This window comes from Larkinella harenae (assembly GCF_054780515.1).
This window is the reverse complement of sequence record NZ_BAAGWE010000001.1, coordinates 2,366,008-2,381,651: the sequence shown is the minus strand read 5'-3', so window position 1 is coordinate 2,381,651 and position 15,644 is coordinate 2,366,008. Positions and strand designations below refer to the sequence as shown.

General features: G+C 53.8%; 10 protein-coding genes. 1 reads left to right on the top strand and 9 read right to left on the bottom strand.

What is annotated here, in order from left to right; translation table 11 throughout:
• Positions 1 to 14: 14 nt before the first annotated feature.
• From ACYVH9_RS09785 to ACYVH9_RS09760, 6 genes are all read right to left on the bottom strand, one after another.
• A complete protein-coding gene (locus ACYVH9_RS09785; RefSeq protein ID WP_460636126.1) occupies positions 15 to 1,088 on the bottom strand; it encodes a dihydrodipicolinate synthase family protein in 1,074 nt (357 codons plus the stop codon).
• 6 nt (positions 1,089 to 1,094) lie between these two features.
• Complete coding sequence (locus tag ACYVH9_RS09780) at positions 1,095 to 2,111, bottom strand: NAD-dependent epimerase/dehydratase family protein (RefSeq protein ID WP_460636125.1); 1,017 nt, start codon at positions 2,109 to 2,111, stop codon at positions 1,095 to 1,097.
• Between the two features lie 9 nt (positions 2,112 to 2,120).
• A complete protein-coding gene (locus ACYVH9_RS09775) occupies positions 2,121 to 3,371 on the bottom strand; it encodes an Nramp family divalent metal transporter (protein WP_460636124.1) in 1,251 nt (416 codons plus the stop codon).
• Between the two features lie 91 nt (positions 3,372 to 3,462).
• Positions 3,463 to 4,935 carry a RagB/SusD family nutrient uptake outer membrane protein gene (locus ACYVH9_RS09770; RefSeq protein ID WP_460636123.1) on the bottom strand — a complete coding sequence of 491 codons (1,473 nt, stop codon included), beginning with the start codon at positions 4,933 to 4,935 and terminating at the stop codon, positions 3,463 to 3,465.
• Positions 4,936 to 4,954: 19 nt separating this feature from the next.
• The gene (locus ACYVH9_RS09765) at positions 4,955 to 8,068 is read right to left on the bottom strand and encodes a SusC/RagA family TonB-linked outer membrane protein (protein WP_460636122.1); all 3,114 of its coding nucleotides are present in this window, start codon (positions 8,066 to 8,068) and stop codon (positions 4,955 to 4,957) included.
• 110 nt (positions 8,069 to 8,178) lie between these two features.
• Complete coding sequence (locus tag ACYVH9_RS09760; protein ID WP_460636121.1) at positions 8,179 to 9,930, bottom strand: DUF4091 domain-containing protein; 1,752 nt, start codon at positions 9,928 to 9,930, stop codon at positions 8,179 to 8,181.
• A gap of 377 nt (positions 9,931 to 10,307) precedes the next feature.
• Here ACYVH9_RS09760 and ACYVH9_RS09755 point away from each other — a divergent pair, with 377 nt between their 5' ends.
• Positions 10,308 to 11,375: a LacI family DNA-binding transcriptional regulator gene (locus tag ACYVH9_RS09755; RefSeq protein WP_460636120.1), complete on the top strand. Its 1,068-nt coding sequence runs from the start codon at positions 10,308 to 10,310 to the stop codon at positions 11,373 to 11,375.
• A gap of 62 nt (positions 11,376 to 11,437) precedes the next feature.
• Here ACYVH9_RS09755 and nagB read toward each other — a convergent pair whose 3' ends face one another.
• The 3 genes from nagB to ACYVH9_RS09740 form a co-directional block, all read right to left on the bottom strand.
• Entirely contained in the window at positions 11,438 to 13,372 is a 1,935-nt protein-coding gene (gene nagB / locus ACYVH9_RS09750) for a glucosamine-6-phosphate deaminase (protein WP_460636119.1), read from the bottom strand.
• Between the two features lie 66 nt (positions 13,373 to 13,438).
• Positions 13,439 to 14,299, bottom strand: a complete 861-nt coding sequence (locus tag ACYVH9_RS09745) for a sugar phosphate nucleotidyltransferase (RefSeq protein WP_460636118.1) — start codon at positions 14,297 to 14,299, stop codon at positions 13,439 to 13,441.
• The gene (locus tag ACYVH9_RS09740; RefSeq protein WP_460636117.1) at positions 14,296 to 15,399 is read right to left on the bottom strand and encodes a mevalonate kinase family protein; all 1,104 of its coding nucleotides are present in this window, start codon (positions 15,397 to 15,399) and stop codon (positions 14,296 to 14,298) included. The genes ACYVH9_RS09745 and ACYVH9_RS09740 overlap by 4 nt, the downstream gene beginning before the upstream one ends.
• Positions 15,400 to 15,644 lie beyond the last annotated feature (245 nt).

The following is a 15,644-nucleotide window of genomic DNA, read 5'->3' as shown; positions in this document are numbered from 1 at the left end:
GGTAAAAAGCGGTTTTAGGAAAAAGACAATGTGAAGTTTGTGCTACTCAGATGCTCCCTGACAAATTCATCGTCGTTCAGGTGCGGATACATGGCGTACACCCGGTCGATTTCTTCCCGTTGACCGGGCGACAAATCTTCCCCCGGGTTCAGGCACCAGGTTCCTTCCAACAGTCCCTGCCGACGCAGGACTTCGTGCAGCCCCGCAATGCAGCCGTGGAAATTGTGGCTCGGATCGAAAAAAGCTGCGTTGCTGTCGGTTACTTCCCCATTACGGGTCAGTAGTTCGGCCAGCCCTTCGTTTTTGTTGCTCAGGCAGGTTTTGATCTCGGCCAGCAGCTCAACGGCTTTTTGGGTCCACACGGCCCAGTGGCCCAGCAGACCACCGACAAAGCCTTTTTCAACGGTTTCTCCATCAATGGTAAACCGATAGGTCGTTAGCAGATCGGCTACAATGTTGTCGTCGTTGCCGGTGTAAAGCGCAATCTCCTCCCGGCGGCTCGAATGGCACACCGCCCGCACCACGTCAAGCGTCTGGTAGCGGTTGAAGCTGGCGACCTTGATGGCCTGAATGTTGGGTATTTCGGCAAATGCCTTCCAGAAATCGTAGCTGAAAATGCGACCACCCACCGACGGTTGCAGGTAAAACCCGAAGACGGGAATCACCTCGGCCACCGCCCGCACCCGGTCCAGAATCGCTTCCTCCGTCCAGTCTTTGAGACCGCCCATGCTCAACAGGCCCAGGTCGTAACCATATTGGAGAGCGAGTTTGGCTTCGCGAACAGCCTGCTCGGTCGGACCGACAATCCCAGCCACTTTGATAAACGGGCGGTCCAGTTGGGCCCGTTCAATTTCGTCGGCGGCTGTTTTCAGCACCGTTTCGTACAGGTTAATCTGCGGGTCACGAATTTCAAATTGGGTCGTGTGCACACCCACGGCCACCCCACCGGCTCCGCTGGCGATATAATAACGGGTCAGGCCGCGCTGGCGGGCTTCGTCAAACTGCCGGTCGGCATTCAAAGCCAGCGGGTGAGCGGGAATAACGGTGCCCGCTTGTAGTAACTCGTGGATTTCGGGTCGTAAGGTCATCGTGGATTAGAATTTGCCGTTGCGGGTTTGGAAATGGGTGGGTTTGTTCAGGAGCGTGCCGCCCCCTTGCAGCCACGCAGCGGTCAGTTCCATCATTTGGCGGAGCGTCACGCGCGGGTAGCCAAACAATCGGAACGATTCTGAGGCATTGCTCAGCAAAGCCGTTGGTTGCGCTTCGCCCACAAACTTCGGCTCCTTGCCCAACAGTTTTCCATACTCCTGCGCCACCCACTGAATCGACACGGTTTCGGGTCCGGTCACGTTCAGGATTTTGGCCGGAACGTCGCAGTGCCGCAGCGCCCGGATGGCAATTTCGTTGGCGTCGCCCTGCCAAATTACGTTGGCGTTGCCCATCGTCAGGTCAATCGGTTTTTCAGCCAGCACCGACTTGGCCACTTCCAGCAGTACCCCGTAGCGCAGATCGATGGCGTAGTTCAGGCGATAGATCAGCGTCGGCGTGTTGTTTTTCTCGGCAAAGTACTGGAATACCCGCTCGCGGCCCAGGCACGACTGGCCGTATTCGCCCACCGGTTCGGGGGGGGTGGATTCGGTCGCGCCACCGGACGTAACTGATGTAAACGGATAAACGTTGCCCGTGGAAAACGCTACAATCCGCGAGTTGCGGTATTTTTCGGCCACCCGGCCTGGCAGGTACGCGTTCATCGCCCAGGTGAAGGCTTCCTTGCCAGTAGTGCCGAATTTGGTCCCTGCCAAATACAGGACGTTTGCCACGTCGGGCAGGGCAGCTAAATCACTTTCGTTGAGTAAATCAGCGGAGATCGTTTCGATGCCGTCGGCTTCGAGTTCGCCCTGCATCTGTTTGTCGGAAAAACGGGACACGCCGATCACCCGTTTCTGGATTCCGGCCTGGTCGATGGCCTGCTTCGCCAGCCGGGCCATGCTCGGTCCCATTTTACCACCAATGCCCAGGATGAGAATGTCGCCGTCGAGTTCGTACAAATCGGAAACCAGCGCTGGGGAGGGCTTAATCAATTCCTGCTCTAATGTTTGTAGATCGCTCATAGGGTTGTATTATTTGAAAAACAATTGATTGACGTTACTCAATGCCAGCCCGAAAATAACCAGTAAGCCCAGTGCCCCAACGATTTTAACGAAGGTCGAGTTGGTGTAACGTCCCATAATGGCCGAATCGTTGCCAATGGCGTACATGGCCACACCGATAAACGGCACCACCAGGATGGTGATGCTCTGGGCAAAAATGATGAGTTCCAGCGGCAGCTTTCCGAAAATAATGGCAATGGCAGCCCCGATTACCATAACCAGCGCAATCAGGTATTTGACCACCTTCGAGCTCAACTGACTGCCGTAGCCCAGAGCTTCTCCCAGCAACGTACCGCCTACGGATGCATTGCCCACCAGCGACGAAAACGAAGCGCCAAACAAACCAATCAGAAAAAGCGCCGACGCGTAAAGTCCAAAAATAGGTTCGAGGGCTTTGCCCATGTCGGAGGCTGAAGCCACTTTCAATCCTTTGGGATGCAACACAGCGGCCGCGCAGATCAAAACCGTCGCGCTCATCAGGCCCATCAATGTCATTCCCGTGACGGTATCGACCGGTTGATTCCGAACATTCGGATTAACCCGCACCCGCTCCTGCACCAAATACGATTGATAAAACGCGCCGACAATGGAAAAACAGGAAGCCGTAAAAGCAATGACCAGGCCCAGCGAACCCACCGGAACCGTCGGCACAAAGCCCGTTACAACTTCGGAGTAATCCGGTCCAGACAGAAAGAGCGTAATCAGAAAAGCCACCAGCATGACGCCAATCAGGAAAATCATAAGCTTTTCGAGCACTTTATAGAACGTCTTGAAAAACAGCAATCCAATGCCCAGGGCGGTAAACAAAGCAATCCACAGATTGACCGGGGTGTGGGTTGCTTCGGCAATGGAAATACCGACCCCAATGGAGTTTCCGGCCTGAAAGGAAGTAGCCACCAGAAACACGCCGATGCCCACCGCCAACGCAGCCCCGTTGCCCCACTTCTGACGGATAGTGGCCAGCAGCGACTGGTTGGTAGCCAGCCCGATGCGGGTTGCCATCGCCGTAAAAACCGTCATAAAAAAGATAGCCATGACGATGATCCACAGCAAGGAGTACCCGTATTCGGCCCCCATCTTGGAGGTAATCGTCATTTTGCTGGGACCAAACACCAGCGCGGCCGTGATGATGCTGGGCCCAAGTGAAGACAACCAGCCTCGAAACGTACGGGTAGGTTTGGCCGGTGTGTCAGCCTGCGAATGAGCAGCTTTTGATTGCATGAGGGTCGGAAACGTTCGTTAAAATGGCTCTTTCAGAATGATTATTGGCCGCTCCAACGGAATTGAAGCGACCCATTTTTACGTATATTAATTAATATCCATCGTTCTGCGTCAGCACACCGGGGCCGGACTGATTGATCTGACGCAGCGGCACCGGAAACGCTTTCATATAAGCTTTGGGACTCAGTTGAACGGTTACCGGCGTTTTGGTCGCATAATTGAACAACCGCTCCTCTTTCGTCAGAACCGTCGTCAATCGTCCCGTGCGCACCAGGTCAAACCAGCGTTCGTTTTCGTACGCAAACTCCAGCTGGCGTTCGAGCAGCAGTTTATCCACGAAGGCTTCTCGGTTTGGAACATCGGTCAGCTTATAGTTTTGCGTGGCATTCCCGAAGGCCCGGGCGCGAACTTTGTTCAGTTCCGTCAAAGCGGCTTCGGGTTGGCCGAGTTCGTACAGCGTTTCGGCTTTCAGCAACAAGACATCGGCGTACCGCAAAACCGGCAAGTCCAGCCCCGATGCAGCAAAGGTATGTGGCACGGCAAATTTACTGATGTACGGAAACCAAATCGGCGTATCGGTTGGTTTGGTGGGCGGCACCCAGAACTCGGTGACTGTAGCAGCATAGCGGGTGTCGCCAGCCACGTAGTTTTTCATCAGGCTCCACGACGGCAAAGCAATTTCGGAACCCCGGTTGACAACATTGATCGCTCCGGCATTGGGAATGAAAGCCGTTGACAACCCGTGCCCGTTCGTGCCATCGATGTATTTCATGGCAAACAAAATCTCAGCATTGTCTTCATTTTCGAGCTTCCAGAGCGAGGCAAAATTGGGCACTAAACTATAGTTAAACGTGGCCGTTTGATCCAAATAGGTCTTGGCATTCGTCCATTCTTTCCGATAGACATATACCTTGCCCAGCAAAGCCGTTGCGGCTCCTTTGCTGGCCCGGCCCCGCGCGATGCCGCTTTGCACCGGCAGTTTGGTAATGGCATCTTTCAGATCTTCCACAATCAGGTTGTAGATTTCTTCCTCGGAAGCGCGCGGCAATTTGCTGGCATTCTCGATGGAAATCAGGCTCGTGACGCTTGGCACACCGCCGAAAAGCCGTACCAAATCGAAGTAAAACAGCGCCCGCATAAACTTGGCTTCACCGATAAACTGATCTTTTTGCGTGCCTCTGTAATCCGTCGGCTTGTCGATATTGGCCAGTACCGAATTGGCGCGAAAAATACCGTTGTACGTTACTTCCCAGAAATCGGCCACAATCGGATTATCGGCGTTGACGGCCAGCAAATCCAGCTCGGGCGCACCAGCCACCGACGTATTGGCCCCCATGTAGAGGTTATCGGCGGGCACTTCCAGCAGCAGGTAATCGTTCGGTTTGCGGCTTTGCAGCCGGTTGTAAACGCCCAGCACGGCCAAGTCCATGTCCTTGGCGGTCTGGTAATAATTGGCCGACGTCAGCACCGATTCGGGTGTGGGATTCAGCAGGCTATCATGACAGCCGGACAATGCCAGCGTCAGGGCCAACAATCCCGCCGTATAGAGTTGATTGATTTTCATGTCTTTGTCAGCAATTCGATTAAAAACTCAGATTGATACCAAACGTCACGACCCGGTTTACCGGCTCCGAGCCCGAGTTGTAACCCGGACGGCTGCCCACTCCGGCGATTTCGCCACTGGTATAGCCTTCGGGGTTGTAGCCGTGGAAGCTTTTGTTCGTCAGGAAGATAAGGTTGTTACCCGACGCATATACCCGGCAGCTTCCCAACTTTAACTTCTGCACCAGGGCACCCGGCAGGGTGTAGCCCAGGTTGATGTTCCGAACGGCCAGGAATGAACCGTCTTCGATGTACACATCCGACGCCCCCTGGAAATTCAACTGACTCAGGGCGCTGGCGGGCGTTTTGCCATCGCCCGGCTCCTGCTCCGACCACCACTGGTTTTCGACCAGCGACCGGCGCATGGCTCCGAGTACATTGCCCTGGTAGTACTGGTTTTCGAAGTTGTAAATCTTGGCTCCCAGCGATGCCTGCATGGCGATGCTCAGATCGAAGGCTTTCCATGCGAAGTTGTTAACCATCCCAAGGAACAGTTTCGGCTGAAAGTTGCCCAGAATTACCTTGTCCTGCGAGTCGATTTTGCCGTCTTTGTTAATGTCTTCATAGATCGGGTTACCTGGTTTCGAACCCACCAGCACTGGCGTATTTTTCACCTGCTCGGCGTTTTTCAGCACCCCGATGGCCCGGTAACCGTAGTACGAGAACATGGGTTCGCCCACGCGCAAAATCCAGCTCATCCCAAAGGCATCCGTCGTAATCCGTTCCTGCACCCCGCCCAAATCGACTACTTTGTTGCGGTTGCGGGCCAGGTTGAACGAGGTTTGCCACTTCAGCTCACCGGTCAGGTTTTTCGACTGAATTTCCAACTCAACTCCCTTGTTGCTGATGTCGCCAACGTTGGAAATCGAGCTGGTGAAGCCGGTGATGCCCGGAATCGAGACATTATACAGCAGGTCGGTGGTCCGTTTGGCGTAGTAATCCACCGTAATGTTCAGGCGGTTTTTCAGGATGCCCAGTTCCAGACCGAAATCGTAGCCGTTCGTTTTTTCCCAGCTCAGGTTGCTGTTGCCGAAAGAGGTTTGCGCCTGTCCTTTCGTCAGCGCCCCACCCGGCGCGTACAACACGCTGCTGATGCGGCCCAGGTAGTCGAAATCGCCGATGTTGAAGTTTCCGGTGGCTCCGTAACTGGCGCGCACTTTCAGTTCGTCGATCACCGGAATACCCTTCATGAACTCTTCCTGCGACACGCGCCAGGCTACCGAAGCCGAGGGGAAATAACCCCATTTGTTGGCAGGCCCAAAGCGCGAACTTCCGTCAGCCCGGACCGACGCCGACAGCAGGTATTTTTCTTTATACCCGTAATTGACCCGGCTGAAGTAGGAAATCAACCCCCACTCCGACTTGGTGCTTCCGGTGGAAGCCGGGTCGATGATGGCGTTGTTCAGCGTCTGGATAATGTCGTTATTAAATGAACCAGGTACGGCGGCCATGTAGGCGTTGCGCGAGGTATTGCGCTGGTACGACGCACCCAGCAAAGCGCTGAAATCGTGGTTCGTCCCGAAGGTCTTGCTATAATTCAGCGTGTTCTCATTGATCAGGTTGATGCTGCGCGAGTCGCTGGCCAAACCGCTGCTGATGCCGTTGTTGGTGGCAAAACTAGCCTGAAACCGTTCGCTGGTGTTGTACGAAATGTTGGTTCCAACCGAGGAGCGCAGCCGCAGCCCTTTCAGCAGATCAAGCGCAACAAACGCTTCCCCAACGTTGTTCAGCGAATAACCGTTGATTACTGTACCCTCCAGAATCGCCATCGGATTGGCTTGTGATGTCACGTTTTGTCCCCAGTAATCCCGGGCTTTCGGATACGTACCGTCGGGGCGCTGGATGGCAACGAAGTTGGGGTATTTTACCAGGCTGACCATGTCGGTCGGGGCGCTCCGGCGGGTGGCATAAGAAGGGTTAAACAGAAAACCCATGCTCACCACCGGGTTAATCTTCACGTCCAGGTTAGCCCGCAGACTGTATTGCTTATAGTCTGTATTTTTAACGGTTCCCTGCTCGTTCAGCACCACACCCGAGACGTAGTACTTTACATTATCGGTTCCACCACCGACCGAGAGATTGTAGCTCTGGATGGGTGCCACCTGCGTGACGGCCTCCTGCCAGATGGTGTTTCCACTCCGACGAACCGTATCGCTCACCTGATATTGGGCCGGACGACGCGGATCACCCCAGGCCGGAATGGACGGATCGCCCCCAATCCAGGCATATTCACGGTTCTGGTACCGCACGGCGTAGTTGTAATAATCTTCCGTCGATAACCAGTCGTTGTGTAACCGTGCTTTTGATAAACCGTAATAGGCATTGAAGGTGAATTTCGGCTTACCGGTTTTGCCCCGCTTGGTCGTCACGATGATGACCCCGCCCGCAGCCCTTGATCCGTAAATAGCCGCCGAAGAGGCATCTTTCAATACTTCAATCGATTCCACATCGTTCATGTTGATCTGACCCAGGCTCCCGCCCGGAAAACCGTCGATCACCACCAGTGGTTCGTTGCCGGCATCAATGGAACCCGCCCCCCGAATCCGAATCAGCGGAGCCGAACCCGGCGAACTGCGCGTCTGTGAAACGTTCACCCCCGCCAGCCGACCCACCAGCGCCGTCTCGGCCCGGCCCGCCGGAATTTCGTTCAGAATCTTGTTTTCAATTTTGGAGACAGCCGCCGTCACCGAACTTTTCTTAACAGTTCCGTAACCCACCACGACCACCTCTTCCAGGGCTTTGGCGTCGTCGTTCAGGGCCACATTCACTACGCCGGGGCCGGTAAACGGCACTTCCTTGGTTGTTGTGCCGACCGATGAAAATACCAGCGTCCCCGCGGTTTCGGGCACTTTTAGGAAGTAGTTCCCGTTGGCATCCGTCGAAGTTCCCTGCGAACTGCCTTTCAGGATTACCGTGACACCGGGCAGCGTTTCGCCTTTTTCGGAAGTTACCTTGCCCGAAATCTGCCAGTCCAGCAACCTGACATGCGCCCCACGAACCGAGGGCGACGAAGCGGCCCAGCTTGCCGGAGCGCTACATCCCAACAACAGCAGAACGTAGAGCATCCGCTGCCAATTGTCTGTAAACATTCTCATACAATTACTTTAGTTGTTTATGTTCGAATCAGAAATACGCGGGAAAAGCGCAGCCAGAATACGGCTTTTGGGGCCGTATCAGGCGGATCAAAATGGTGGGTGGTGCACTATCAAAAGGAATTGAGCAATACTTTGGCCGATTGCAGGTGCGTTGCTGCCGGGGTGCTGGCCAATGCCGAAACCTCAAATGTGTTTAATACTTTTTCCAGTTGCTGTGCCTTAGCGGTTTGCCCTTTTGCCCGAAACTCGTCTTTCAGGATGCGGATTTTTTCGTAATCCTGAATGCCTTCGATCAACCGCTCAAACCGTACCGACGTGCGCGGTCCCGGATAAACGATGTACGTATCACCGGCGGGCCAGGTTCGGAACCGGGAATCGCGCAGCGGGTCTTTCACCCAGCAGTTGTAGGCCCAACGCAGATAACCGTCGTAGCCTTTGCTGGCAGCATGCCAGCTAATCCAGGTGGCTTCGGCCGGGGGCGAAAACGTGAACGTGTTCGGGTAGCGTTCGGTGCAGCAGGTGTAATAGGTTGTGTTGAAACCAGCCTGCCGTCGGCGCTGCATGGTGGGGGCGTCCACCGTCTGGTTGGTCGCCACGCAATAGTCGATCAGGTCCTGCTCCAGCTCGGGATGGTACAGACCCGCCAGTGACAACCGGAACTCCTTGTCCACGCTTTTGATCAGAGCAAGCGCCTGCTGCATGGCCGCCATCGGCCGCTCGTCCATCGCGATGGTCGTTTTTTCAAACCAACCTTTTTCTTTCAGGTGTTTGGCGAAGTCGGTAAGCATGGGTCGCCAGTGGGCATCGTATTCGGGCGTACCGGTTTTGGCAATGATAAAGGTGTCTTTACGGGCGGCTTCGTCGTAATAGCTGAACTTCAGATTCCAGGGAATCATGCTGTAGCAGTTGATAAACCGGTCGATGCCCAGCTCCATCATATAAGTCACCCACTGGTCAAAAATGGTGTAATCATACGACCAGCTACCATCTTTCTTTTTGGTCCACTGCACCATCGAACCGTACACATCTTCGGTCTGGCTCCGCCAGGGATCATTAATAATGGTGGCCGTAATCGACTTCTGACCCGCATCGGCCAGCATTTTCATATAAGGGCGCATCAGTTCCCAATGTTCTTTCGACCAGACTTTTACGCCATGAACGCGGGCCACGGAATACGGATTTTGCCACATATCCAGGTGAAATTTCCAGTCTTTGGGTGCCGGTAACGTACGGTTTTGTACGTCGATGCTATACGATAAGATGGAAGGCTGATTGGCCGAACTCCCCACCGATACGGTACCCGTATATACACCCGCTGGCGTAGTAGGCGGAACTGAAACGCTGAGCCAGACGGGTTGGGTGGTTCGTTGCGCAACATCCAGTTCTCTGACGAGATCAATCGGGTCGGCGACCAGCGACGAATCGTATTTGCCGGGCGGTCGTTCGTCACAGCCTTCGCCGGTCGGTTTCAACCCGTCAGTCATGACATACCGGACAAAACCGGCCGACACACTGCCAGCAGGAATTTTGTTCCCTTTTGAATCCTTCAGATCAGTCCAGGTGAGCTTAACGTTCGAAAGCGGTTTGGTGCTAAAAATAACCAGCTGTGTATGAACCTTCTCTCCTTTCCACGCCTGCGTTTTCCAGCTCGTTTGCAAGGTCTTTGCATCGGGCGCGGTTTGCTTGGCATACCGCACATCAGCCGTTGCAAAGCTGACGTTTGGACCAGGCTTCACGGCCACCCAACTCGCTTTATTCGCCGGTTTTGGGTCGGGCAGCTCCTGATATTTGACCAGATCGATCGATTGGGCCAAGCACCCAAAGGTGGGTAGTAACAAAAGAAGCGTAAGCCGTTTCTTCATCTTCATCAGGGTATTGGTCAAGGGTAAAGGTTGCCAGCGGCTTGCCGGGATTTTCATACAACAGGCAAAAATATCCCATTCTCCGCCTTGGCCGAGTTCATTTCAATTTCTGCTCCGTTTGTGGATGGTTCGAATGGCATTCTGACGCAGTCCGGTGGTTATCGCCATTCTATTTCTTTATCAAAATAAAGCGTCAGAAAAATAGAAAGCAAGCTTTTACACAAAAATGTTTACGTACACACGTCAAATGTGTACGTAAACATTCAAAAATTTGGCTTATTTTTAATTCGCCGGTAGATTTCATTAAACTGCCTACTGGGTCAACGCCCCTAAAACGGGTTTAGGATTGTATATTTGCGCCCTTATAGATCACCATAATGAGTAAAATAATACGCATAAAGGACATTGCGGAGATGGCGAACGTTTCGATGGGCACCGTCGATCGCGTGATTCATAACCGGGGAAAAGTATCGGAAAGTGCACTCAAAAAAGTGATGGATGTACTGGAGCAGATTAATTACAAACCCAATCTGATTGCCCGCACCCTGAGTTCTTCCAAAACATACCGCCTGGCCGCTTTGCTGCCGGACGCTGAGCTGGACCCTTTCTGGCTCAGTTCCATTCGGGGCATCCAGCAGGCTCAAAGCGAACATAGCCAATTTGGCCTTACCCTTTCGTACCATTTTTTTGACCCTTATTCGGGGGATTCTTTTCGGGAGCAAGCCCATCAAATACTGGCGTCTGAACCCGACGGCATCCTGCTTGCGCCCACGCTGCGGCAGGAAGCGCTGGATTTTGCGGAAGTGTGTCAGCACCGGCAAATTCCGCTCGTGTGTTTCAACACCTACATCAATGAGCTGGCTCCGCTGGCCTTTATTGGGCAGGATTTGCACCAGAGCGGTCGATTGGCCGCCGAACTGATGGCCATGATTGCCTCACCGGGCACGATTCTGGTGACGCACATTGGCGAACAGGTTCAGAACTCGGTGCACATTGGCGCGAAAGAAGTCGGCTTTCGGGAATTCATGCAGGAAAAAAAAGCCGGGCGCTTTGACGTCAAAACCGTCCAGCTGGAAAGTCCGGCCAGTCCAGATTTTAAAGCGTCTCTGGCCCATGCACTGGACATGCATCCGCAAACGCAGGGCATTTATGTCACCACTTCCAAAGCCCACGAAATTGCCCGCACCCTCGGAGAACTGGGTAAAACGGATATCTGTCTGGTTGGTTACGACCTGATCGACGAAAACCTGACCCATTTGCAGAACGGAACCATCAACATTCTGATCAATCAAAACTCAGATCGCCAGGGTTTTCTGGGCATTTCCTACCTGACTGACTACCTGATTTTTCAAAAACCAATTCCCGCGCTGCAATACCTGCCACTCAGCATCGTCACCCGCGAAAATCTTGATTCGTACCTGGGCAACATCGATTCGGTTCCGTAACAACACAACCGGATTCGAGTTCAAATCCGGTTGTATAACCACTTCATTTAACCTCATTAAAATCAGGGGTGCCAGCGCACAAACGCTTCCATGGCAGCGTATTCGGCCAGCCCCAATTGGTTGTAAAGTTCGGCCGTGGTGCGGTTGCGGTCTTCGGCCCGCTGCCAGAACTCGCGGGAATCGCTGCCCTGAAAAACCACCCCGTCTTTCTGCGACTGGTGCTTGAAGATGCCAAACCGCTTGCGCATCACCTGATCCGGCGACATCGGTACGGCCATTTCGATCAGATCAATATCCCACTCGTCCCAGGCACCTTTATACAGCCAGACCCAGCACTGCTGCATGAACGGCTCGTCCTTCAACCGGCGAACAGCCTCAAAAACCGCATCCAGACAGACTTTGTGGGTTCCGTGCGGATCGGCCAGATCGCCCGCTGCATAAATCTGGTGCGGCTGCACGCTGTCAATGATTTCGGCCACAATCCGGTAATCGGCTTCGCTCAGCGGCTTTTTCTGCACCAGACCCGTTTCGTAGAACGGCATGTTCAGAAAATGGACCTGTTCCGGCGGAATGCCCACAAACCGGCAGGTGGCCTTAGCCTCACCCTGCCGAATCAGTCCTTTGACGCGCCGGACAAAATCCGAGTCTTTCTCGGACGCTTTTTTGTTTTTCAGGAAATGGTGTGAATACAGCAGGATATCTTTTGCTTCTTCGGATTCAATGCCAAACTGCTGATTAAAATCAGCCACGAATTCCATGAACCGGTACGCTTCGTCGTCGGCCACGGCGATATTGCCAGATGTCTGGTAAGCCACGTGCACCTCATGCCCCTGATCGACCAGCCGCTGAAACGTCCCACCCATCGAAATGATATCATCGTCGGGATGAGGGCTAAAAATGAGCACGCGTTTGCGGGCAGGATTGGCCCGTTCGGGCCGGTTCGTATCATCGGCATCCGGTTTGCCGCCCGGCCAGCCGGTGATGGTTTGTTGCAAGCTGTTGAAAACCGTGATATTAATGTCGTACGCCTGTCCATAGAGCGCCAGTAAATCACTCAAACCGTGCTCATTATAATCCTGATTGGTCAGTTTCAGCACGGGCTTGCCGAGCGTCAGAGCCAGGTGAGTAACGGCTTTTTTGGTCAACTGGGGCGTCCAGTCAACGGCGTCCACCAGCCAGGGTGTTTTCTGCCGGGTCAGGCTGGCGGCACAGGCTTCGTCCAGGATAAACCGCACATTGGAATGGCCCTGCAAATACGAAGCCGGAACGGTTTCGGTGACCGGACCTTCTACAGCCTGCTTCACAATGGTTGCTTTGTGTTCGCCCCAGGCCAACAACACCACGCGTTTTGCCTGCATGATCACCCTGACTCCCAGCGTAATCGCCTTGCGGGGAACGTTCGCCAGGCCACCAAATTCCGTGGCCGCATCGGCGCGGGTCGCCTGGTCCAGGGTAATCAGCCGCGTACGGGAATTGACGTGTGAACCCGGTTCGTTAAAACCGATATGACCATTGCGCCCAATGCCCAGGAGTTGAAAATCCAGTCCGCCCAGATCGCTGATATGCTGCTCATAGTGCTGGCAAAAGTGATGAACTTCCTGAAACGCCAACGTACCGTCCGGAATGTGGCAATTTACCGGGTCAATGTCAATGTGGTCAAACAACTGTTCGTGCATAAACCGGTGATAACTTTGCAACGCATCCGGCCCGATGGAATGGTATTCGTCGAGGTTAAAGGTAATGACGTTCCGGAAACTGAGGCCCTGCTGCCGGTGCATCCGAATCAGTTCGGCGTACACTTTTTTAGGTGACGAGCCCGTGGCCAGTCCCAAAACCGCCGGACGCCCTTCGCTTTGTTTCTGGCGAATCAGCTGCACTAGTTCGTCGGCCACCGCCCGTGAGGCTGCGTCTGCCGAGGTATAAATGCCCGTCGGAACCTTCTCGAACGACAGGATTTCGGGCCGTTGATCAGCCTGCTGGGTCAATTCTGAAATCATATGAGAGGCAGTAAACTTGCCAGTAAGACGGGGTCGCCCAGAACTGACAGATTTAGTTAAGGTTCATTAAAACTGGAAACTGTTGGCTAAATAAGCCTGTACAATGACAATGTCGTGTTTACTGGTCAGATCAGGGACCACCTCTGCCAACGGCACGGTTCCGACACTCCTGGGTTGTTGCTGCGCCAACAGGCTGACGGTGGTGGGTAATTCTTTCTCGTTCCGAAGAGGATGGAACGGTGTTTTTTCCAGGTACGGAATCAACGGTTCTGCTTCAAAAACAAAGCAATTCATACTGACGCCCAGCCGCCCCTGCGATGCCAGAATAGCCGCCGTTTCCACGTCCGACGGTTTTTCAACAATCTCCAGCAGATACCCGGCCGGATCAGTTTTCATCAGGGCAAAGGCTTTGATCCGCTCCTCCGGAAAGCCAAGCGCGTCGCGGTCGTAGCTGATCAGGGCGTGCGTATCATCGCAGTTCCAGAGTTGGGTCAAGGCCCGGACGGAGTATAGGTTATCGCTGTTGCAGACCATAAACCGTCCCCGCTGCCAGTCGGGATGTTGCTGAAGCGACTGCAAGACCGCGTCGGCCGTGCCCGCCGGTCGGGTGCGGTCGGGGGCAATGTGTTGACGGGCGAACAAAACCGTTAAAGCCCCTAAGTCACCCTGCGCCTGACGGTTTTCGTAATAGGGCTGCGTTACGGCATCGGTTGGGTGCAACAGCAGCATAACTTCCTCAATGCCTGCTTCCTGCGCGTTGACAATCTGGTAGTCCAGCAGGGATTTGCCAGCGTATCCTACGCTAATCATGCCTTTGGTCAGCGTATTGGCCTGTTCCACCAGTTTGTCGTCAATGGATAGGTTCTCAGCGTCTTTTTTCATGCGGGACGACATGCCACCGGCCAGAATCAATAGTCTCTTTTTCATACGTTAACGGATATAGGTTGTATTTTTACAGTGGCTTGCGTACCGGTATCGACCTGGATGATGTACGGTTTTCCACCGGCTCGTTCAATGGCTTCGGCCACCGCTTCGGGCTGCTCTGGTGCATAGGCAAACATGCAACCTCCGCCCCCGGAACCGTTGATTTTAGCCCCGTAGGCTCCGGCTTTCAGGGCCTCGTCAATCATTCGGTTGATTTTGGGCGTTGAAACCCGTTTATGATCGCGTAGATTCGCCTGGTGAATGGTCAAAAGCGCCCCCAAACGCCGGTGATCAATGGCCGTTTTCCGGAATAGTTGCAGGGCTTCGCGCAACACATCCCGATCCGACAGGTTGCTTTGCAGCAGACTGTATTCCGCCTTGTTCAATAAGCCTGCGTACATCCGGGCAGCCTCCTGCGGTATGGTGTGCAGCGAAAAATCCGGATCGCGCACCTGAATTTTTCGGATGGCTTCCAGCATCCCGTACTTGACGTGTTTCAAAATACCGATGGTGTCTTTGGGCTCCAGCGAATCGCCCAGCACGAATGTTCCAAGGCTCGGCTGAAACGTTTGTAATTTGATCATTGGCTGCGATTCCAGGTACATCACTTCGCCCACAGCGGTGGCAAAATGGTCCATCATCCCGCCGGGTTCGCCAAACTCCAGCACTTCGGCCCGGTACGCCAATTCACCAATTTCCGACTGGGTCACCTCATGATCAGGGCCTTTACTATTCAGCAACCAGTTGATCCAGGCCACCAGCAGGGCCGACGAACTCGATGTGCCGGAGTTGATGGGAATCGTTCCGTGGATCGTCACTTCCATGCCGTTGGTAAATGTACAACCGTTGCGCATCAGCAGGTTCAGGGCGCTCTTGAAGTAATCCCGGGAATGCTGGTACGGTATCACGGATTCCAGCTCAAATCGTTCGCAACGATTGATGTCAGGCATATGGATAATTACCTGGCGATCCGGGCGTAATTGCCCGGATACCTCGACCCGCCGGGAAATAGCAGCCGCAATAACCGGCAACCCCAAGTAGTCTTGATGCTCCCCAAAAAGGCAGATTCGCCCGGGGGCTGAAGCAGTAATTTCTGCAACCATAATGCGATTTTCGATAGATGTTACTTGGAAAACCCAAACAAAGCTAGAAGGCCGCAGGGTGAAAAAACAGGGAATTTTGTGGTTAAAATCCACTTTCGCTCAACACAACCGATTGCGCAGGGCACACAATCGGTTGCGCAATTTTCGAAATTAGAAGCTTTTTGTTCAGCAAACAGACCAGTGAATGAACCAAATTTCTTAGAGGATACAATGCGATACCCTGACAGGCCTGGGCGACCCCGTCT

What these genes read in the sequence shown, in the direction of transcription:
- ACYVH9_RS09740 (WP_460636117.1), bottom strand. Translation starts at nt 15,399, where the DNA reads ATGGTTGCAGAAATTACTGCTTCAGCCCCCGGGCGAATCTGCCTTTTT.
- ACYVH9_RS09745 (WP_460636118.1), bottom strand. Translation starts at nt 14,299, where the DNA reads ATGAAAAAGAGACTATTGATTCTGGCCGGTGGCATGTCGTCCCGCATG.
- ACYVH9_RS09775 (WP_460636124.1), bottom strand. Translation starts at nt 3,371, where the DNA reads ATGCAATCAAAAGCTGCTCATTCGCAGGCTGACACACCGGCCAAACCT.
- ACYVH9_RS09755 (WP_460636120.1), top strand. Translation starts at nt 10,308, where the DNA reads ATGAGTAAAATAATACGCATAAAGGACATTGCGGAGATGGCGAACGTT.
- ACYVH9_RS09785 (WP_460636126.1), bottom strand. Translation starts at nt 1,088, where the DNA reads ATGACCTTACGACCCGAAATCCACGAGTTACTACAAGCGGGCACCGTT.
- ACYVH9_RS09780 (WP_460636125.1), bottom strand. Translation starts at nt 2,111, where the DNA reads ATGAGCGATCTACAAACATTAGAGCAGGAATTGATTAAGCCCTCCCCA.
- ACYVH9_RS09760 (WP_460636121.1), bottom strand. Translation starts at nt 9,930, where the DNA reads ATGAAGAAACGGCTTACGCTTCTTTTGTTACTACCCACCTTTGGGTGC.
- ACYVH9_RS09765 (WP_460636122.1), bottom strand. Translation starts at nt 8,068, where the DNA reads ATGAGAATGTTTACAGACAATTGGCAGCGGATGCTCTACGTTCTGCTG.
- ACYVH9_RS09770 (WP_460636123.1), bottom strand. Translation starts at nt 4,935, where the DNA reads ATGAAAATCAATCAACTCTATACGGCGGGATTGTTGGCCCTGACGCTG.
- nagB (WP_460636119.1), bottom strand. Translation starts at nt 13,372, where the DNA reads ATGATTTCAGAATTGACCCAGCAGGCTGATCAACGGCCCGAAATCCTG.